Below are 19,647 nucleotides of genomic sequence, written 5' to 3' on the forward strand. Positions count from 1 at the left end.
GCCGGGAAACCCCGGCCGAGTGAGGGCGGGGGTGTGGGTGGCGGAGCCCCCACCACGGGCGGCGAAGCCGCGCGGACACGACGATGGCGAGCCGCGTCCGCGCTTTCTGCGGACGTGGCTCGCCATCGTCATCGTGCGCCGCCAGGGACTCGAACCCCGGACCCGCTGATTAAGAGTCAGCTGCTCTAACCAACTGAGCTAGCGGCGCATGACTCCCGCCTTCCGCTGTCCGCGGTCGGCGACGAAGAAAATACTACCCGGTCCCGAGGGGTGCTCGGGACCGGGTTCGGTCGCGCTAGATCGCCAGTGACAGCAGTACCGGCGCCGCGTTCCGGTTGAGGGTGTCCGCGGCCTGGCGCAGGCGGTGGGCGTGCTCGATCGGGAGGGACAGGGCGAGGCAGCCCACGGAGGCGCCCGCCGTGATGGGGACCGCCGCGCAGACCGTGCCGACCGCGTACTCCTGGAGGTCCAGCACGGGCACCGTCGCCGGCTGGGACTCCAGGCGGGAGAGCAGGAGCTTGTCGCTGGTGATGGTGCGCGAGGTGAGGCGGGCCATCTTGTGACGGGAGAGGTGGTCGCGCCTGGCGTTGTGGTCGAGCTGGGTCAGCAGGCTCTTGCCGATCGCCGTGGCGTGGGCGGAGTAGCGGAAGTCGACCCATTCGTTGACCGCGGGCGTGGCCGGGCCGACCGCGCACTGGGTGACCTTGACCTCGCCGTCGACGTACCGGCTCATGTAGACGGCCGCGCCGACCGAGTCGCGCAGCCGGTCGAGGGTGTGCTGGAGCTTCTCGCGCAGGGCGCCCTCGCGGTCGTGGGCCGAGGCGAGCCGGGCGAGGGCCGCCCCGGTGACGTACGCCCCGTCGGTGTCCTGCTCGACGTACCCCTCGCGGCGCAGCATGCGCAGCAGGGCGGTCAGGCGCTCGGGGCCCAGGCGGGTGTGACGGGCCAGTTCGGTGTCGGTCACCCCGGTGGCATGGCGTGCCACGGTCTCCAGGACGCGCAGGGCGTCCTGGGCGGAGTGGTACGGGGCGGTCGGCTCGTGCTTCAGCGCCACGGTGGTTCCCCCTGCGCTCGCTCTGTGGGCCGCGATCCGGACGGCGGATCCCTATCACGATAACCGGCAAGAGCCGCACAGTGAGAGGTTGTTGGCGAGAATGTGGCCCGCTTGCGGCCTCTCAACTGCGGCGCAGGCTCACTGGCATATGCCAACGGCACGAACCGACGTCCGGACCTCGCGTGATGGTGCGTTCACTTCCTGTAATCAGAGGACCGCGCTGAGAAATTCCCGGGTCCGGTCCTGCTCCGGATCAGCGAAGATCCGCTCCGGCGATCCCGACTCGATGACCCGCCCGCCGTCGAACATCAGTACCTGGTCGGAGATGTCCCGGGCGAAACCCATCTCGTGGGTCACGCAGAGCATCGTGATGTCGGTGGTGCGCGCGATGTCCCTGAGGACGTCGAGCACGCCCGCGACCAGCTCCGGGTCGAGCGCCGAGGTCACCTCGTCCAGCAGCAGCACCTTCGGCCGCATCGCCAGCGCACGGGCGATCGCCACCCGCTGCTGCTGGCCGCCGGACAGCTGTGTCGGCCGGGCGTCGGTCTTGTCGGCCAGGCCCACCATGTCCAGCAGCTCCTTGGCCCGCTCCTCCGCCTCGTCCTTGGACAGACCGAGCACGGTCACCGGGGCCTCGGTGATGTTGCGCAGCACGCTCATGTTCGGGAACAGGTTGAACTGCTGGAACACCATCCCGATCTTCTTGCGGACCTCCCGCACCTGCTTCTCGGATGCCGGGAAGAGCTGCTCCCCGTCGACCGTGATCGTGCCCTCGTCGGGCTTGGTCAGGGTCATCAGCAGCCGCAGGATCGTGGTCTTGCCGGAGCCGGAGGGGCCGATCAGGGTGACGTGCTTGCCGGCGTCGACGGAGAAGTTCAGCCGGTCGAGCACCGTGTTCGTGCCGAATCGTTTGGTGATCCCGTCCAGGCGGATCAGCTCGCTCCCGCCGGTGGACGGGCCGGCACTGGTGCCGGGTTCTTTCATCAGAGGGGTGTCAGCGGACAAGGCGTCGCTCCAGGGCTCGCAGGAGAAGGGAGGACAGGTAGGAAATGACGATGAAGGCCACACCGATCACGGTGAGGGGCTCGGTGAACTGGAAGTGCTGCTGGGAGTAGAGCCGCGCCTGACCGAGCATCTCCAGCACGGTGATCACCATCAGCATCGGCGTGTCCTTGAGCATGGAGATCACGTAGTTGCCGAGGGCGGGCACGACACGGCGGATCGCCTGCGGCAGGATCACCGTCGTCCACGTCCGCCGCAGGGGCAGGTTCAGCGCCGTCGCGGCCTCCCACTGGCCGACGGGCACCGCCTCGATACCGGCCCGGTAGACCTGCATCGTGTAGGTCGAGTAGTGCAGGCCGATCGCGAAGACGCCGGTGGCCATCGCCGAGAAGGTCAGACCCCACTCGGGCAGCACGTAGAAGAGGAAGAACAGCTGCACCAGCAGCGGGGTGTTGCGGACGAACTCGGTGACGACCCCCACCGGCCAGCGCACGAAGCGGCTCGGCGTCCGCATCAGCAGCGTCCACACCAGCCCCAGCGCGAAGGAGAGCAGCGAGCCGAGGGCCAGCGCCTGAAGGGTGATCTCCAGGCCGTCCCAGAACCGCGGCATGAATCCGCTGACGGCGCTCCAGTCCCACTTCATGCGGCACCTCCGCCCGCGGCTCCCACGCCGGTCGTCTGCGCGCGTTTGCGTTCACGCGCGGTCATCTCCGTCCCCGGGTCCTTGCCGATCCCGGCCCTCAGCCGCTTCTCCAGCACCCGCATCAGCCGGGTGATCACGAAGGCGATCACGAAGTAGATCAGCAGGACGTACGTGTAGATCTCCGCGCTCTGCTGGAGCGCCAGCCGCACCAGGTTGGCGCTGAAGGTCAGGTCTCCCATGCCCATGACGGAGACCAGCGCGGTGCCCTTGAGCAGCTCGATCAGCAGGTTGCAGAAGGACGGGATGGTCTCCGGCACGGCCTGTGGCAGCAGGATCAGCCGCAGCCGCTGCCAGGGCGTGAAGCTGAGCGCGATCCCGCCCTCCAGCTGCGCCGGGTCGACCGCGTTCAGCGCACCGCGCACGATCTCCGAGCCGTACGCCCCGTAGGTGAGCCCGAGCGCCAGCGTGCCGGCCCACATGGGCACCAGCTGCCAGCCGAAGGCGATGGGCAGCACGAAGAACACCCAGAAGATCATCACCAGCGCCGAGGTGCCGCGGAACACCTCGGTGTAGAAGCCGGCGAGGAAGCGGACGATCCACAGCCGGTGGGTGCGCGCGAGGCCCACGGCGAAGGAGACGGCCGCGGCCAGCAGCGCGCTGAACACCAGCAGCTGGACCGTGGTCCAGACTCCCTCGAGTACGAGTTTCCAGAGCCCTGTGGTCATCCGCCGCACAGCTCCTTCGCGGTGAGATCGGTCATCTCGGCCTTGCCGAAGCCGAACGGCCGCAGGATGCGGAACAGCTCCCCGCTCTTCTTCAGCTTGCGCAGCTCGACGTTGAAGGCGTCCCGGAGCCTGGTCTCGGTGGGCCGGAACGCGAACGCGCCGCCGTCCACGTGCGGTTTGCCGTCGACGAGCGGTGTGAAGGGCTTGGTGGCCTCGGCCTTGGCCGACTTCTTCACCACCTCGCGGGTGGTGAGGGCGGTACCGGCGAACACGTCGACGCGTCCGGCCTCCACCGCGTTCAGGCCGGCGACCTGGTCCGGGACGATCAGGATGTCGCTCTCCTTGTACCCCGCGTCCACGGCGTACTGGATCTCGGCGTATCCGGTCCCGGTGGCGAATTTCGCCTTCTTCGCCACACAGTCCTTGTAGTCGTGCAGGCCCTTCGGGTTGCCCTTGCGCACGATGAAGGAGTCGAGCATCTGGTAGTCGGGATCGGCGAAGATCACCTGCGCGCAGCGCTCGGGATTGACGTACATCCCGGCGGCCACGACGTCGAACTGCTGCGAGTTGAGGCCGGGGATGAGCGAGCCGAACTCGGTCGGCACCGGCTGCACCCGGTCGATGCCGAGCCGTTTGAAGATGACGCGTGCCAACTCCGGCGCCTCGCCGGTCAGCCGGCCCTCCTTGTCGATGTATCCGAAGGGGATCTCGCCCGCGATCCCGAGACGTACGACGCCCTGGGCCCGGAGCCGGTCGAGCAGCTCGCCGCCGTTCGTGCCGGCCGCGGTGGCCACGCGTGAGCAGCCCGCGGCGCCCAGCGCACCGGCCGCCGCGATACCGGCGAGCACCGAGCGGCGGGTGCGTCTGCGTTCGTATCCGGTTGTGTGATGGTCGTACCCGAGTGGTGGAGCCATGGCGGCGCGGCTACCCGAACGCAAGCTACTTATGCGCCACGGTTTTCACGCGCCTGCGGCGGTACGCGGCGCGCACGGGGTACACGTACCGCCGGCCGGACGAACCGCAGGAGGGCAGGACATGACCGCACTCGGAATCCTCTACCCGGGTCACTTCGCCGAGGACGACTACGCGCGCATCGAGCAGCTCATCGGCAGCGACATCCGGGTGGACCTGGTCCGCATCGAGGTCGCCGAGGACATCCACCGGACCGACGCGCTGCGGGAGATGGGCTCACCCGAGCGGCTCGCGGCGAGCGTGGAGGGGCTGCGGCTGGCGGGCGCGGAGGCGGTGGTGTGGGCGTCCCCCAGCGGCAGCCTCGGGTACGGCTGGCAGGGCGCCCAGGAGCAGGTGCGCGCCCTGGCCCGGGCGGCGGGCATGCCGGCCTCCTCGACCTCCTTCGCCTTCGTGCACGCGGTGCGGGAGCTCGGGGTGCGGCGGGTGGCCGTAGGGGCGCCCTGTCCGCAGAACGTGGCCGACCTGTTCGCGGACTTCCTGCGGGCCGGGGGCGTGGAGGTGGCCGCTGTGCAGGCGGCCGGAGCCGTGACGCCGGAGGAGGTCGCGGGGTGGGGCGAGGCGGAGACGCTGGCGCTGGCCCGGGCGGCGGACGCGGCCGGCGCGGAGGCGGTGGTGCTGCCGGACACCGCGTGGCACACGGCGGCGTACCTCCCGCTCCTCGAGGAGTCCCTGGGCAAGCCGGTCCTCACGGCGAACCAGGTCACGGTGTGGGAAGGGCTGCGGCTGGCCGACCGCCGGGTGAACGCGCCGGCGCTGGGGGCACTGTTCACGCGGGAGCCGATCGTGCAGGTCTGAGGACCTGAGCCGCCCGGGAATAAACCGGAGCCACCCTCCTGTTAAGCCTCTCCACAGGCCACCAGGCCACCGCCGAGCAACAGGAGGCACCCACCGTGTCGGCAGACGAGATCCGGGGAACCGCGCAGGGGAGCGCCCCCGTCCCCCTCTCCGTGCTGGATCTGGTGACCGTCGGCGCGGGGAGTACCGCCACCGACGCACTGCGGACCAGCGTCGCGCTGTCGCGGCTCGCGGAGTCGCGGGGATTCCACCGGTACTGGGTGGCCGAGCACCACTCGATGCCGGGGGTCGCCTCCTCCTCGCCGGCCGTGATCCTCGCCCACCTCGCCGCGCACACCGAGCGGATCCGGCTCGGATCGGGCGGGGTGATGCTGCCGAACCACGCGCCCCTGGTCATCGCCGAACAGTTCGGGACGCTGGAGGCCATGGCGCCCGGGCGGGTCGACCTCGGGCTGGGGCGGGCGCCCGGGACCGACGGCGCCACCGCGGCCGCGCTGCGCCGCACGGACACGCTGAACGAGGGCGCCGACGACTTCCCCCAGCAACTCGCCGAGCTGACCCGGTTCCTCGACGACGACTTCCCCGACGGGCATCCCTACCGGCGAATCCACGCCATACCCGGGCCGGTCCAGGCGACCTCCCCGGGCGGCGTCCAGTCGCCGCACCGCCCGCCGGTCTGGCTCCTCGGCTCCTCCGGCTTCAGCGCCCGCCTCGCCGGCCTGCTCGGCCTGCCCTTCGCCTTCGCGCACCACTTCTCGGCGCAGAACACGATCCCGGCCCTCGACCTGTACCGGGAGTCCTTCCGGCCGTCCGCGGTGCTCGACCAGCCGTACGCCCTGATCGGTGTCTCCACGCTCGCCACGGACGACGAGAAGGAGGCGCGCCGGCAAGTACGCGCCACCGCCCTGAACATGATCCGCCTGCGCACCGGCCGGCCCGGCCTCTTCCCCACCCCCGAAGAGGCCGAGGCCCACGAATTCAGCCCCATGGAGGAGGACTTCGTCGCCTCCTGGACCGGCAACATCGTCCACGGAACGGCCGACGAGGTCCGAACCGGCCTCGACGAACTCCACAAGCGCACCGGAGCCGACGAGCTGATGCTGACCTCCCACGCCCACCGCGGCGAGCTACGCCTCCGCTCCTACGAACTCCTCGCGGACGCCTACGGGTTGCCCACCGCGTAGGTCTGGGCGCCGAGCAGCTCGGAGATACGGTCCGGCGGCACCGGGCGGGGGTGGAGCCGGCTCTGGCCGCTGTCGTCGCCGGTCGGTCGGTGAGGTGGTGGTCGCGTTCGAACTCGTCGCTGTCGCCTAAGGGTTGCCTACCGCGTAGGTCTGGGCGCCGAGCAACTCGGAGATACGGTCCGGCGGCACCGGGCGGGAGTAGAGCCAGCCCTGGCCGGTGTCGCAGCCGATCCGCCTCAGCCGGGTGGCCTGGGCGGAGGTTTCCACGCATTCGGCGGTTACCGTGAGGCCCAGGCGGTGGGCCAGTTGGATCATCGCCTCGACGATGACCTCGTCGGCCGGGTTCGGCGGGGTGGCGGTCGTGTCCTTGGCCTCCTCGTACTGGAAGCCGCGCACGAAGGAGCCGTCCAGTTTGAGGACGGAGACCGGCAGGCGGCTGAGGTACGCCAGGTTCGAGTAGCCGGTGCCGAAGTCGTCGATGGCGATGCCCACGCCCATGCCGCTGAGGGACTTCAGGGCCTGGAGCGGGCGGCCCGCCGAGCCCATCACCGCCGACTCGGTCAGCTCCAGCTGGAGCAGGTGCGGGGCGAGGCCGGTCTCCGCGAGGATCTCCGCCACGTCCGCCACCAGGTCGGAGTCCCACACCTGACGCACGGCCACGTTGACGCTCACGAAGATCGGCGGCTCCCCGGGGTGGTCCAGGTGCCAGCGGCGGGCCTGACGGCAGGCGGTCGCCAGGGCCCAGCGGCCCAGCGGGACGATCGAGCCGTCCTCCTCGGCCAGTCCGATGAACCGATTCGGCGTCAAGATGCCGAACTGCGGATGGTTCCAGCGGACCAGCGCCTCGACGCCCCGCAGGCGGCCGTCCTCCATGGCCACCAACGGCTGGTACTCCAGCACGAATTCGCCCCGGTCGATGGCATGGCGGAGCGTGGAGGACAGGGCCTGGCGGGTCATACGGTGCGCGTTGCGCTCCGGGTCGAACAGCGTCCAGCGGGCCTTGCCGTCGGCCTTCGCCCAGTACAGGGTCGTGTCGGCGGCCTGCATCAGGCCGGTGGCGGTGGTGCCGGCCGCATGGCGTTCCACGACACCGATCGAGGCGGACAACGACAGCCGCTGGCCCGCGAGATCGAAGGGATCCTGGAGGGCGTCCAGCGCCGCCTCGGCCAGCTCCGCGAGCTGCTCCGTCCCCGTGGAGTCCTCCACCAGCAGCGCGAATTCGTCGCCGCCGAGCCTGGCCACGAGGGGCGTGCTCGACCGGGCGTACCCGGCCTCGTCGGCGACCCGGGTCAGGCGCTCGGCCACGGCGGCCAGCAGGCGGTCGCCCACGCGGTGGCCGAGAGTGTCGTTGACCGCCTTGAATCCGTCCAGATCCAGATAGCACAGCCCGATCCGGCCGGTACCGCTCTGCTCGTACGACTCCGCCTCCAGCGCGGCCGACAGCCGCTCGAAGAACAGCGTGCGGTTCGGCAGCCGCGTCACCGGGTCGTGCATCTGCAAGTGCCGCAGGCGCGCCTGGAGTTCACGGTGCGCGCCGATGTCGGCGACGGACAGCAGGATGCCCGGCTCGGCGTCCGCGAGGGGGGCGACGGTGACCTGCACCCACACCGCGTGGCCGTCGGGGTGCTTCAGCCGGCGGGTGCAGCGCAGCTTGGCCTGCCGGCCGCGCAGCACCTCGCGATAGGCGTGCCAGATGCGGGCCTCGGAGGTCAGGTCCACCAGATCGGCGGCGACCTGCCCGGTCAGCGCGGCGGGATCGATGCCGAGCAGAGCGCCCAGGGCGGCGTTGGCGTCGGCGACCAGGCCCTCCCGGTCGACCACCGCCATCGCCAGCGGGGCGGCCTCGAAGACGGAGCGGTAGGCGCGCCCCGCACGGGTAGGTGTCGCATTGTCACTATCTGTGACGGCTGACCGGTCGAGGTCTGCCGCGGGCGTCGGCCCTTCGGACGTTCCGCTCACCGCTCGCTCCCGCAGTGCACTCGATCTCTGTCCGTGCAGGAAAGTGTGCCGATCATAGAGGCTGGCCCGAGGGCCTTCCAGTCACTGTCCAGTGTCCAGGATGACCCGGCGGTTGTGACAGATCGTTTCTGCCCGTCCCTGGGCGGGTTCTTAGGGCTCCCGACCGCTTGTGACGTTCCGTGAGCGCTTCGGGGTGTCGGCCATTCGGGGCACTCCGCGACCCCTCACCCTTCTGGGGCACGCAAACAGGGCGTATCGCGACAAAGTCACACAGTCTGGATGCGGTGTCCCGCGAAACCGCATCCGGAGGTCCCCGTGCCGCGTCAGCTGCCCCTCGAGCGGCTTTCCCGTGAGGCCCTCGCGAGGCTCGGACGGATCGGCACCCGGCCCCGACTGCGCAGCACCGCCGCCGTGTTCACCGTCATGTCGGCGCTCGCCGCGACCTCGATCCTGACCGTCCCCTCGGTCGCCGAGCCGTTCACCACGGCGCCCTGCGCCCTCAAGCGGACCGACGCGCACCACTCGGAGGGCCTCGACACCTGGAACGACGCCTACACCCGCCCGTCCCGCCCGCTCGACGCGGTCCTGGTCTTCCTGTCCTTCCCGGACTCCACCCCCCGCACCACACCCGCCGAGCTGACCGCCGACCACTTCCCGGCCACCAACAGCTTCTTCCAGCGCGCCTCCTACGGCCGGTTCGCCCTGCGCCCGCATCCGCTGCGCCGCTGGCTGCGCATGCCGCAGCCGTCGACGTCGTACGCCATGAGGCGGGACTGGGATCCGGACCGGCGGGCCGCCTATCTGCGTGACGCGTTCGCCACGGCCGACCCCGAGGTGGACTTCTCGCGCTACGACGTCGTGTACTTCGTCGCCGACCCGGACGCGCCCGGCGTGGACTCCGACGCGACGAAGGTGGTCAACCTGGACACCCCGACGCACATCGACGGCACGGACGTCCGGCGGGTGGTCACGGTCTTCGAGAGGCATCCGCCCGACCGGCTGGTGCTCGCGCACGAGACCGGGCACGTCTTCGACCTGCCGGACCTGTATCACCGCCCGGTGGACGGCAAGGGCGACTGGGACACCTACGTCGGGGACTGGGACCTGATGGGCAGCCAGTTCGGACTGGCCCCCGATCTGTTCGGCTGGCACAAGTGGAAGCTGGGCTGGCTGGGTCCGCGCCAGGTCGTGTGCGTGCGGGGCGGCGGTCCCACCCGGCTGACGCTGGAGCCGCTGGCCGCGGGGCCGGGCACCACGGTCGCCGGCGCCTCGGGCGCCCCCGCCTTCGGGCTCGGCGACGGCGTGAAACTGGCCCTCGTGCGCACCGGCCCCGAATCCGTCCTCGCCTTCGAGGCGCGCGGCCCGGCCGGGAACGACAGCGCGGTCTGCCGGTCGGGCGTCCTGGTGTACCGGGTGCGCGGCGGGGCGGAGTCCGGGGGCGGGCCGATCCAGGTGGTCGACGCCCACCCGCACACCGAGGCCTGCTGGGCGAACTCGGTGTACCCGCCCCTCGCCGATGCGCCGGTCGCCCTGGGGGAGAGCTTCACGGTGCCGGGTGAGGGCGTACGAGTGGAGGTGGAGGACCGGACGCCGTCGGGGGCGTGGACGGTGAAGATCACGCCGGGGCCGAGTCCGGGGGGTGCGGGCTGAGCGGGGGCCGCGAGTACACAACGACAGAGGGTCACATTCTCGCGAATGTGACCCTCTGCTGTCTGGTGCGCCGCCAGGGACTCGAACCCCGGACCCGCTGATTAAGAGTCAGCTGCTCTAACCAACTGAGCTAGCGGCGCCTGCTGACGTCGTAGACCTTAGCACCCTGATCGGCGGGAGGAAAAATCGATATCCGCACCGCGGCGCGGGCCGCCCGGACGGCCGCCCACAGCACGACCTCGGGGCCGGGCAGCCATGGGTTGCGGGTGTCGGGGGCGACGAGCCAGCGGGCACCGTCGGGGGCGGAAGGGTCACCGCCCGTGAGCGCCGGGACGGTCACGGCGTCCCCCTTGCCGTGGCAGAGCAGCGGGGGAATCGCCCAGCTCCACTCCTCCCAGGCCAGCAGGGACGGCAGTCGCTGTGCCGTACGCGGCGCGGCGAACAGCAGCATGCGGCCCCGGAACGCCGCGACCGGGCCCGACCCCGGCCCCTCGTCCCAGAGCCGGTCCAGCATCCGGCGCCCGAAGACCGCCGGCACGTTCACCACGTCGAAGACGGTTCCGCAGGGCAGCACCAGCGGCCCGGTCCCGCTCCGGGGACGACTCCCCGTCGAGGCCAGCCATTCGGCGCCGTCCGCGGTGACTCCCGCGAGGTCGCTGCGTGCACTGCTCATACCGATCACATCTACCGGCCGTGAGCACCGGAAAGCGGTGAGTTGCCGAAAAGGGGGACAAGCCGAGCCGTGAGGGGGTATCTTGCCCGCCCGCCTGGCATATGCCGGGCGACTTGGCCGCGGCCGGCATCACACCGGGTCCGCGGACCCCCGCCCCTCGGCCTCGGCGGCAGCCCCCCGCATCAGGTCCCGCCCGAACTCCACCATTCTCTTGGCGTAGTCCTCGGTCCACTCCGCCCGCTCGGCGATGTCCGCCGGCGTCAGCCGGTCGAACCGCCGCGGATCGGCCAGCTGGGCCGCCGCGACGGCCTGGAACTCCATCGCCCGGTCGGTGGCCGCACGGAACGCCTGCGTCAGCTCCGTCGCCCGCGACAGCAGCTCCCGCGGATCCTCGATCGACTCCAGGTCGAAGAAGTGCTCGGGATCGGCGGCCGCCTCGGCGGGCTCGAAGAGCAGCGGCGCGGGGCGTAGCCGCGGTTCGTGCCGACGCGGCGTGGGCTCCGCCATGTCTTTCTCCTCCTCGTACGGTTCGGTAGGGGCGCCGCCTTCTGGGTGGGCCGCCTTCCATTGTCCCGCCCCCACGCAAGGGGACGCTGGCTGTTTGTGTTCTTCGGCCGCCTCCGGCGGCGTGCCGGCCTCCGTCCGGCGGGAGGGCGGTCTTGAGGGAGGCGGTCGCCGGGTCATGGCCGCCAAGGCACCCGGTGTTCGGCGAGGTGGGCCAGCACCGCGTGGTTCGCCTCCCAGCCGTCCGGGAACTTCACCACCGTTCCCAGCTGGACCGGCTCGGTCGACGGATAGTCGTCCAGGAGGTCGCCCACCCCCGCCCGGCACACCACGACGCACGCCTGCCGGTGGCGGGAGGCGAGGACGCACAGGCGGCCCGTCTCCAGGTGGAACGCGGTGGCGTCGGGGCGGCCGGACAGCGGGTGCAGGACGACCGTGACGTCGAACTCCCGGCCCTGGAGCCGGTTCGCCGTGTCCACCGTCACATCGGCGACGCCCAGCTCGGCCAGCGCGGCCCGCACCGCCGCCGCCTGGTCCCGGTGGGCCGTGCCGACGGCGATCCGGTCGGCGGTGAGGGGGGCCGGGTCCGGTGAGCGCTCCGAGACCGCCGCGCCACCCCGGTCCAGCAGCCGTCGTACCACCGTGGCCACGGCCCGTACCGCTTCCGGGTCCGTCCTCGGCGTGTGCCGCGCGGGCAGTTCCAGCAGCCCCCAGCCCGAGGCCGCCGCCTCGTCGATCACCCGGTCGGGGCCGGAGCCGTCGGACGGGACGGCGAAGGCCAGGCGGCGGTCGCCGTGGTCCGTGCCGCTGCGGAAGGGCGTGTAGGGGTAGAAGGCGTCCGACACCAGGGGGGCCGCCGACGCCGGGAGGCGCCACGACACCGGCAGACGGTGCTGCGGCAGCTCGGGGTTGTGGGCGAGGAGAGTGGTCACGGCCGAGGCGGACGGGTCGTACGACAGGCCCGCCCACTGCTCGCTGCCCACGATCGCGAACGGGTCCAGCTGGCCCGGGTCGCCCACGAACAGCGCCCGCTCGAACAGCCCGGCCACGGCGAGCAGCGCGTCCGAGCGCATCTGGTACGCCTCGTCCACGATGGCGTGCCGCCACGGCTCGTCCACCTTCACGTGCGCCCACTTCGCGGCGGTGGACAGGACGACCGGGATGCCGGTCAGGTCACCCGCCTTCGCCGACTTCCGTACGTTCGGCAGGCCGTCCAGTGCCTTGTCGTACGGGTCGGCGTCGCTGCTGTGCAGCCGGCCGACGGGCAGCTCGGGGTCCTTCTCGGCGAGCCGGGCCACCAGGTCGTCGACCTGGGCGTTGGTCTGCGCGATCACCATCAGCGGGCGCCCGGCGTCGGCGAGTTCCAGCGCCGCGCGGACGACGAGGGTGGACTTGCCGGCACCCGGCGGGGAGTCCACGACCACGCCCCGGTGGGTGCCGTGCAGGGTGTCGCGGAGGATCGCGTCGGTGGCCCGCGCGGCCGCGGCCCCGGGGTCGAACGCCGCTTGCTGGACGCGATCGGTCACCGGGAGTGCCACCCATGTGACAGATGGTAGTCTCGCGTCGTGCTGAGCGAGAGCCAAGCCGGCACAGCAACCTCCAATCTCCGGGGAACCCGGGCTGGTTCCAACCCGGCTGGTGCTGATCGCGGAAGACTCGGTCGCTCGCTGAGCGATCGAGCGGCGGGAGCCAGCAATCTCCCTCGCTCGCGAGGGAGAGGGCTCAAAGCAGGTCCTCCTCGGTCACGGGGTCGGCGGACTCGGCCACGGCGGCCGCCTCACCCGGCGGCCCGCCGTGCGTCCACGGCGTCTCCTCCGGGTCGGGCAGCTTCGCCCCGCCGCGCTGCTCGTGCTCGAACAGGGTGAAGCAGAGCCGGTCGCCCTTCTCCGGGACCGACCCGGCCTCGGGCTCCTTGCCGCGGCCCATCTTGTCGACGATCCGCAGGACGACGAGACCCTCGCCCTCGGAGCCGGCGAACCCGACGAACTCGGCCGCCTGCGGTTTCCCGCCCAGCGAGCGGTACACCTTCGCCCGCTCCCCGAAGTACGGCCGGTCGTCCGTGCGCACGGTCACCAGCGGGCGCGGGCTGGGCCGCTTGCCCTCGCTGTACGCCATGACGACATCCGTGACCTCGCCCGCGAACGCCTCCCCGGCCAGCCTGCGCCCGGCCATCACCAGCGGGTCGTCGAGGGCCTCCTGCGCCTCGAGACGGGCCTGTTCACGCTCGCGCGTGGCCAGCTTGTTGGCGGCCGTCACCGCGTCGTCGCGGCGGGGCTGCGGGGGTTCCCCGGCGACCACGCGGTCGCGGTGGCCGGTGAACGACCAGCGGTCGCGCGTCCACCGCTCCTCGACATGCGCCCCCTCCGGCAGCGCCCGCAGCAGGTCGATACCGCGCCACACCGCCTGCCAGGTGGGCAGGGTGACGCTCGCCACCAGGTCGCGGATCTCCTGCTCGGCCGCGGTGAGCGCGCCGAGCCGGTCGTCCGCCTCCAGCCCGTCCTCGGCGGCCGCCAGGGCGGTACGCGCCCGGTCGTAACGCTCCAGGGCGGGCGCGAGCAGCTTGTTGTCGAACGCCGGGTCGGTGGCCGGACCCGCGGGCGGGCACAGCAACTGGCCGTCGGCGCCCCGCCCCAGCTCGGCCCGCGCCGCCTCCTCGGCGCCCGTCACGCCCTCCGGAGGGTCGATCCAGGCGAGCAGCGCACCCAGGTGCTGGTCCTCCAGGCTGGACTGCCCGGTCGCCCAGTGCCGCGACAGCAGGTCCGTCAGCGCGTGCAGCAGCGAGGAACCCGGCACCCGGGCCCGCTCCCCGAAGTGCGTCAGCCACCGCCCGAGCAACGGCACCCGGGGCGGCGCCGGGTAGGGCGCCTCCGGGTCCTGCTCCGCCGTACGGCGAAAGCGCATGGACCGCCCGAGCAGCCGTACGAACTCCACGCCCGCGCGGCTCGGCACGATCAGCTGCTGGGCGTCCGCGCACAGTTCGACCTCGACCTTGACCCGCTTGCCGGTCTCCGGGTCGGTCTCGGTGCGCTCGGCGGGCTCGACGCCCTCCGCGAACGAGTCGACGTAGGGCAGGACGATGTCCGCCAGTTCGGCGAGGAACGCGAAACGCAGATCGCGGTCGCGCGGCTGCGCCACGACGAGCAGGCGCGGCGCGTCCCGGTCGGTGCCGACCAGCGCCCCGAGCGGGGCCCCCGCCTCACCGGCGGTGGTGAGCGGCACGAACACCAGCGGCCGGTCGGACAGATGCCGGTGCCGGACCGTCGCGGTGGGCCGGGCACGGCCGGTGCTGACCGCCTCCAGACGGGCGAGGGTGGCGATCAGGGACACGCGGCCACCTCCCGGCCGGACAGCGCCTCCGCCCGCAGGGCCGCCGCCCTGCGCAGCGCCGCCACCGCCGGATCCCCGGGGTCGCCGAGCTCGCCGCGGGCCGCCGCCAGAACGTCGTCCACGGTCGACAACCCGCCCAGTTCGGCGCGGACCGGGCGGCCCAGCGTCGTCACCGCGCCCGCCGAGCGGGAGCGCTCGCGGCAGTGGAAGGCCAGTTCGCACGCGGCCAGGCACTCGGGCGCGTACGTCGCCGGGACCGACTCCACCGCCGCCGTCAGCTCCTCGGCCGGCAGACCGGGCGCGAAGCAGGTGCCCTCGGGAAGGCCGTCGGCGATCTCGTCGATCCGGGTGAGCCGGGCCAACTGGCGGGCGGTGACCGCGCGCTGCTTGCGGATGTCCACGGCCGAGGCGGTGGCCAGGTTGGAGAAGTCCCGGGGGCAGACCAGGAGAACGCGCTGCCGCACGCGCGGGGCGGGCACGCTGTCTTGGGCGCTCCGCCTCCGCGGCGCCTCAGCCGGTGTCGAGGGGACGACCGTGCTCACCCCTTCGGGCCTCCGCGCGCTCGTCCCCTCGACACCGGCGCGCCCCTCCGGCTCCGCGCCGAGCCGTCCGGCGACGTCCTCCAGGGCCAGCACGTACACCGCCGCCTGCCGCGCGGCCGCGCCCACCTTCGCCGGGTCGGCCGAACCGTCGAGCATCGGGAAGGACTTGATCTCCACGACCGTCCAGCTGCCGTCCGGGTGCACCACCACCGCGTCCGGCTCCAGGAACGCCGGGGAGCCCGCCACGTCCAGTGCCAGCATCGGATGGTCGAGCAGCGTCCAGCCGCCCGCCTCGACGGCCTCGCGCAACGCCAGCGCCGTACGCGCCGTCCGTCCCGCCGGGCCGGGCGCGGACAGGTCGGGGACGTGGGTCTCCCGCGGCGGCTCGGCGCCCGGGTCCAGGCGCGCGTGCACCAGGCGCAGCAACTCCGCGCCGCCGTCGGCCTTCACCCGTGCCTCGAACGCGTTGCCCCGGGTCAGGGCGAACTGCGACTGCCCGAAGGCGGACGGCGCGCCCAGCGCGCTCGCCAGTCCCGCCTTGTCGACGCCCGCCCCGTCCAGGATCGCCCGCCGTCTGCACCCCGGATTCGCGGCGAGCGCCGCGAGGGCGCGCGCGTCGAGTGCCTTGGCCGGTACGTCGGGGCCGCGCAGCTCAGCGAGCCGGTGCCGGAGCGCCGTCCCCCGCGTCGGTGGGGGCGGCGTCCGGCTCGGCTGCGGCTCCGAGCCGCGCGTCGCGCTGCCGTGGAATTCGCTCACCCGGGGAAGTCTGGCATCCGCCACTGACAATCGGGGCGCCTGTGCCCCCGGAGCCCGCTGCGACGACCGAGTCGCCCGGCAGCAGCCGCGCCCGCAGCCGGTCCACGCCGCGCATCACGTACGGCGCGAGCAGCAGCCCGACCCCCATCACGGCCGCGCCCGCGACCGCGTCCAGGAAGTAGTGGTTGGCGGTGCCCATCACCACGATCGCGGTCAGCAGCGGGTAGGCGACGCCGACGGCCTTGGCGATGCGCGTGCCGCCGTACCGCCACAGCATCACTCCGCACCACAGCGCCCAGCCCACGTGCAGGCTCGGCATGGCCGCGTACTGGTTCGTCATGCCGCCCATGCCCCGTGGGGCGCTGGCCTCGCCGCCCCACCAGCCGTACGAGCTGTACTCGGCCATCGTGTCCACGAAGCCGTGGCCCGCGGAGAGCAGGCGGGGCGGGCAGGTGGGCAGCAGGGTGAAGCCGATCAGGCCTATGAACGTGGACGTCATCAACCAGGTGCGGGCCGCCCGGTAGTGGTGGCTGCGGGACCGGAAGAGCCAGACCAGGATCGCGGGCGTGACCAGGTAGTGCAGCGACGCGTACCAGAAGTCGGCCGGGACGCCGAGCCATGCCTCGCGCGTGAACAGGCGGTTGAGCGGATGCTCGGCGTTGAGGTGCAGGGCCTTCTCGACGCGCAGGATCGCCAGGCCGTGGTCCACGGCGCTGGAGACGTCGCCCCGGGCGAGCAGGCGGCCCGCCGAGTAGCAGCCGTACACCAGCAGGATCAGCGGAAGTTCCGTCCACCACCGCAGCCGGGTCCGTGGGGACACCTCGGTGCCCGGTGTCTCGGTCTGCGGCATCCGATCGCCCTCCCCCTTCTGGTCCGCGGCTCGCCTTGGGCCGGGCGTGCCACTTTACGGCGTACCTGTCAGCTCGTTCACGGCGTACCTGTCCGCTCGTGCGGCGTACCCGTTGGCTCTCAGGCGGCGCTTCAGCCCAGATAGACGCTGAGATCGCCCGCCGGGTTGCCCAAGGACAGGGTGCGCGATGATGGAGGGGCTACGCCTCGGGTTTCTCCCCGATCCCTCCCCGATGTCTCCCGGAAAGGTCCCCCATGGCACCGCGCATCCTGCTGGCCCGGCACGGACAGACGGCCTGGTCGCTGTCCGGCAAGCACACCGGCAGGACCGACGTGGGTCTCCTCGAGGAGGGCCGGCGCGGCGCCAAACTGCTCGGCGAGCGGCTGCACCGCGCGCCCTTCGACGGCCTCCCCGGGGTCGAGGTCCGCACCAGCCCCCTGTCACGCGCGCGTGACACGTGTGAACTCGCCGGATTCGGTGACCGGGCGACCACCTGGGACGCGCTGCTGGAATGGGACTACGGCGCGTACGAGGGCATGACCCCCGAGGAGATCCAGGCCGTTCGCCCCGGCTGGCTGATCTGGCGGGACGGGGTCCCCGAGGGGGAGACCCTCGCCGAGGTGACGGATCGGGCGGACGAGGTGGTGTCCTGGGCGCGGTCAGCCGACCGCGACGACCGCGATGTCCTCGTGTTCGCCCACGGGCACATCCTGCGGGCCATAGGCGCGAGGTGGCTGGGCCAGCCGCTGGACTTCGCCGCGCGGATCCGCCTCAACCCGACATCGCTGTCCGTCCTGGGCTGGGCGTACGGCGAACCGGCGATCGAGAGCTGGAACGACCTGGGACACCTCGCCGGTTGACCACCCGGCCACGGGGTCAGGGCCTACGTACGTGCCGTCCGCGGCAGCGAGGCGTGCCGTTCCAGGAACCCCGAGACCCCGGAGGCCCGCCGGTGCGGCAGCAGCACCCGCGCGGTGCCCGCCAGCATCGTCTGGATCCGTGACGACTGCACCTGGTCCAGCAGGTCCAGCACCTGCATCCCGGCCGCCGCCGCCTCGTCGGGCCGTCCCCCGCGCGCGAGGTCGTCCGCGAGTTCGGCCGTGTAGAGCGCGATGTTCCGTGTGAAGTGGGGGTCCTGGAGCTGCGCGGCCCGCCGCGCGTGCCGGGCCGCGCGCGTCCAGTCGCCCAGCGTCGACCAGCACTGCGCCTCCAGCCCCTCCAGCTCGGCCTCGCCGTAGAAGGTCATCCACTCCGGGTCGGCGTCCGAACGGCCCCGGTCGTACAGGGCCTGTGCCCGTACGAGCGCCTGTTCGCAGCCGGTGCGGTCGGCGAGCCCCGCCCAGCCGCCCGCCTCGCGCAGCGCGAGCAGCGACATCAGGCGCGCGGACCCCAGTGACCGCCCGACCCGCTGCGCGGCCTGCGCCGCCCGCACCGCCTCCCGGGGCCGCCCCGCGTCGCGCGCGAGGAAGGCCGTGTTGCAGAAGGCGTGCGCCTCCAGGGCGGGGTCCCCGGTCATCCGGGCGGTCGCGAGCGCCTCCGCGTAGTGCGAGCGGGCGTCGTCGAAGCGGCCGGAGTCGTGGGCCAGCCAGCCCACGGAGATGGCGAGTTCACCGGCGCCCGAGTGCAGCCGGTCGGCGGTCGTCTGCCGGGTGGCACCCGCGTCCAGCAGCTCGTAGGCGGCGCGCAGCGGGGCGGCGGCGCGCCGGTAGAGGCCGTCCGCGCCGTGCCGGTCGTCGAGCAGCCGGATACGGCGCACGGCCTCCTCCAGGGCGGCCGCCTCGGAGGACCCGGCGCGGCGCACCGGCCGGTCCGACGCCGCGGCGTCGATGGTGACCCCCAGGGGGCCCAGCGTGGCGGCGGCCACGGTGGCGCCCCCGCCCGTCATGAATGCGCGACGCAGCACGTCGCTCTCCTCGTGGATCTCGTGGTTCTCGTGCGTGTCGTACGGGTCCTGCGTGTCATACGGCTCGAACGCCCCCTGTGTCTCACCCCCGGCGAACGCCGGGTGTGCGGCGAGCGAGGGGGACGCTTCCCCCGCCGGGCGAGCCCCGCGTCCGCGGACGGACGAGCGGGGCGCGAAGCCCAGGTCGGCGAGCGTGCGGCCGGGGAACATGTGCAGGAACACCCGTTCGTACGCGTAGTTCGGGCAGCGGATCTCGCCTGCCTCGACCCGGCCGATGTAGCGCGCGTCACAGCTCACCCGCTCGCCGATCTCGCGGGCGGCCCGCCGCACCATGGCGGCGAACTCGGCCGGTGAGCGCCGGCCGCGCAGCTGCCGGAAGGCGAGGTTCGGCCGTGGTGGCCGTTCGGGCTGTGACGAGGTCACGGTTGACGACGCCATGGCCGGGTCCTCTCGTGCGAACCGTCGAACCATGCCGGATCCGTTGCGGGTCGTCGGTGTCGGCGCCCCGGTTCCGGCGGGCAAGAACGTACCTGCTGTGTCGGGCCCGCCACGCTGCGTTTGGCTACAAATCGGATATCTCATGCATGATCTGCCATGAAGTGCCATCCTTTGCGGCGCACTTGTGCCGTAGCCGTTGACGCCGTGCCGCGTTGGACCCAGCGGACTGCAAGAGGGCTGCGTGGTGGAGGCCGGGATGGAGACCAGCCGGAGCAACGATCCTTGTGCGCCGTCGCCGTCGCCGACCGCGTGCGAGGTGGTGACCGTGCCGACCCGGCAGGGTCTGGAGGCGGTCGACATCCTGCGGCGCGGTGCGGCCGGGGACGCGGTGGGGCCCGTCCTGCACGACGGCGGGTGCGACACGCTCGGCTTCCTGGTCCCGCCGGGCACCGCCGCCGCGTGGGACGTCCCCGGGAGCACCTGTACGGAGACCGACGGACGCGGGCTGAACCTGGTCCCGCAGCCGCCGGTCGAGGGTTCGGGCTGGCTGGTGCCGCCGGGAGAGGCCGACCTGGCGACGGACCCCGCGGTCCTCAGACGGGCCCTGGGGGAGGCGGCACGGCTGCTCGAGGCGGCGGACAGCTGCCGCTGACCGGCACCACCTGCCGGG

The 19,647-nt window shown here is 72.5% G+C and carries 18 protein-coding genes and 2 tRNA genes; 5 read left to right on the forward strand and 15 right to left on the reverse strand.

What is annotated here, in order from left to right; translation table 11 throughout:
* Positions 1-134 precede the first annotated feature (134 nt).
* The 6 genes from ABZ915_RS05705 to ehuB form a co-directional block, all read right to left on the reverse strand.
* Positions 135-208: transfer RNA gene (locus ABZ915_RS05705), tRNA-Lys, on the reverse strand.
* 87 nt (positions 209-295) lie between these two features.
* Positions 296-1,054 carry an IclR family transcriptional regulator C-terminal domain-containing protein gene (locus ABZ915_RS05710; RefSeq protein WP_361796360.1) on the reverse strand — a complete coding sequence of 253 codons (759 nt, stop codon included), beginning with the start codon at positions 1,052-1,054 and terminating at the stop codon, positions 296-298.
* 207 nt (positions 1,055-1,261) lie between these two features.
* Positions 1,262-2,038, reverse strand: a complete 777-nt coding sequence (gene ehuA, locus ABZ915_RS05715; protein WP_361796363.1) for an ectoine/hydroxyectoine ABC transporter ATP-binding protein EhuA — start codon at positions 2,036-2,038, stop codon at positions 1,262-1,264.
* A gap of 10 nt (positions 2,039-2,048) precedes the next feature.
* A complete protein-coding gene (gene ehuD / locus ABZ915_RS05720) occupies positions 2,049-2,699 on the reverse strand; it encodes an ectoine/hydroxyectoine ABC transporter permease subunit EhuD (RefSeq protein WP_361796366.1) in 651 nt (216 codons plus the stop codon).
* Positions 2,696-3,424 (reverse strand): ectoine/hydroxyectoine ABC transporter permease subunit EhuC, encoded by a 729-nt coding sequence (ehuC, locus tag ABZ915_RS05725; RefSeq protein ID WP_361796369.1) that lies wholly within the window; start codon positions 3,422-3,424, stop codon positions 2,696-2,698. Before ehuC ends, ehuD begins: the two co-directional genes overlap by 4 nt.
* Positions 3,421-4,338 carry an ectoine/hydroxyectoine ABC transporter substrate-binding protein EhuB gene (gene ehuB, locus ABZ915_RS05730; RefSeq protein ID WP_361796372.1) on the reverse strand — a complete coding sequence of 306 codons (918 nt, stop codon included), beginning with the start codon at positions 4,336-4,338 and terminating at the stop codon, positions 3,421-3,423. The genes ehuC and ehuB overlap by 4 nt, the downstream gene beginning before the upstream one ends.
* Positions 4,339-4,459: 121 nt before the next feature.
* Here ehuB and ABZ915_RS05735 point away from each other — a divergent pair, with 121 nt between their 5' ends.
* Positions 4,460-5,191 (forward strand): decarboxylase, encoded by a 732-nt coding sequence (locus ABZ915_RS05735; protein ID WP_361796375.1) that lies wholly within the window; start codon positions 4,460-4,462, stop codon positions 5,189-5,191.
* Between the two features lie 95 nt (positions 5,192-5,286).
* Entirely contained in the window at positions 5,287-6,375 is a 1,089-nt protein-coding gene (locus tag ABZ915_RS05740) for an LLM class flavin-dependent oxidoreductase (protein WP_361796378.1), read from the forward strand.
* A gap of 126 nt (positions 6,376-6,501) precedes the next feature.
* Here ABZ915_RS05740 and ABZ915_RS05745 read toward each other — a convergent pair whose 3' ends face one another.
* Positions 6,502-8,334, reverse strand: coding sequence for an EAL domain-containing protein (locus ABZ915_RS05745; RefSeq protein WP_361796381.1), 1,833 nt, complete (start codon positions 8,332-8,334; stop codon positions 6,502-6,504).
* Between the two features lie 315 nt (positions 8,335-8,649).
* Between ABZ915_RS05745 and ABZ915_RS05750 the strand changes: the two genes are divergently transcribed.
* The gene (locus tag ABZ915_RS05750) at positions 8,650-9,984 is read left to right on the forward strand and encodes a M6 family metalloprotease domain-containing protein (RefSeq protein WP_361796384.1); all 1,335 of its coding nucleotides are present in this window, start codon (positions 8,650-8,652) and stop codon (positions 9,982-9,984) included.
* A gap of 63 nt (positions 9,985-10,047) precedes the next feature.
* On the opposite strand, the gene ABZ915_RS05755 is transcribed toward ABZ915_RS05750, so the two are convergent.
* The 7 genes from ABZ915_RS05755 to ABZ915_RS05785 all read right to left on the reverse strand — a co-directional run bounded on the left by ABZ915_RS05755 (position 10,048) and on the right by ABZ915_RS05785 (position 16,636).
* Positions 10,048-10,124, reverse strand: a tRNA-Lys gene (locus ABZ915_RS05755).
* Positions 10,115-10,657, reverse strand: a complete 543-nt coding sequence (locus tag ABZ915_RS05760; protein ID WP_361796387.1) for a hypothetical protein — start codon at positions 10,655-10,657, stop codon at positions 10,115-10,117. Before ABZ915_RS05760 ends, ABZ915_RS05755 begins: the two co-directional genes overlap by 10 nt.
* 129 nt (positions 10,658-10,786) lie before the next feature.
* A complete protein-coding gene (locus ABZ915_RS05765) occupies positions 10,787-11,164 on the reverse strand; it encodes a hypothetical protein (protein WP_361450552.1) in 378 nt (125 codons plus the stop codon).
* A 173-nt stretch (positions 11,165-11,337) separates the two neighbouring features.
* Entirely contained in the window at positions 11,338-12,687 is a 1,350-nt protein-coding gene (locus ABZ915_RS05770) for an AAA domain-containing protein (protein WP_361796390.1), read from the reverse strand.
* 196 nt (positions 12,688-12,883) lie between these two features.
* A complete protein-coding gene (locus ABZ915_RS05775; RefSeq protein ID WP_361796393.1) occupies positions 12,884-14,488 on the reverse strand; it encodes a hypothetical protein in 1,605 nt (534 codons plus the stop codon).
* Positions 14,479-15,786 (reverse strand): hypothetical protein, encoded by a 1,308-nt coding sequence (locus ABZ915_RS05780; protein ID WP_361796396.1) that lies wholly within the window; start codon positions 15,784-15,786, stop codon positions 14,479-14,481. Before ABZ915_RS05780 ends, ABZ915_RS05775 begins: the two co-directional genes overlap by 10 nt.
* Positions 15,683-16,636: a phosphatase PAP2 family protein gene (locus ABZ915_RS05785; protein WP_361796399.1), complete on the reverse strand. Its 954-nt coding sequence runs from the start codon at positions 16,634-16,636 to the stop codon at positions 15,683-15,685. Before ABZ915_RS05785 ends, ABZ915_RS05780 begins: the two co-directional genes overlap by 104 nt.
* Positions 16,637-16,890: 254 nt before the next feature.
* Here ABZ915_RS05785 and ABZ915_RS05790 point away from each other — a divergent pair, with 254 nt between their 5' ends.
* Positions 16,891-17,496: a histidine phosphatase family protein gene (locus ABZ915_RS05790; protein WP_361796402.1), complete on the forward strand. Its 606-nt coding sequence runs from the start codon at positions 16,891-16,893 to the stop codon at positions 17,494-17,496.
* Between the two features lie 23 nt (positions 17,497-17,519).
* Here the strand turns inward: ABZ915_RS05790 and ABZ915_RS05795 are convergent, their stop codons facing one another.
* Positions 17,520-18,977, reverse strand: a complete 1,458-nt coding sequence (locus tag ABZ915_RS05795) for a hypothetical protein (RefSeq protein ID WP_361796404.1) — start codon at positions 18,975-18,977, stop codon at positions 17,520-17,522.
* Positions 18,978-19,233: 256 nt separating this feature from the next.
* Here ABZ915_RS05795 and ABZ915_RS05800 point away from each other — a divergent pair, with 256 nt between their 5' ends.
* The gene (locus ABZ915_RS05800; RefSeq protein WP_361796407.1) at positions 19,234-19,629 is read left to right on the forward strand and encodes a hypothetical protein; all 396 of its coding nucleotides are present in this window, start codon (positions 19,234-19,236) and stop codon (positions 19,627-19,629) included.
* Positions 19,630-19,647: the final 18 nt, after the last annotated feature.

This window comes from Streptomyces sp. NPDC046915 (genome assembly GCF_040644935.1).
Classification (GTDB): domain Bacteria; phylum Actinomycetota; class Actinomycetes; order Streptomycetales; family Streptomycetaceae; genus Streptomyces.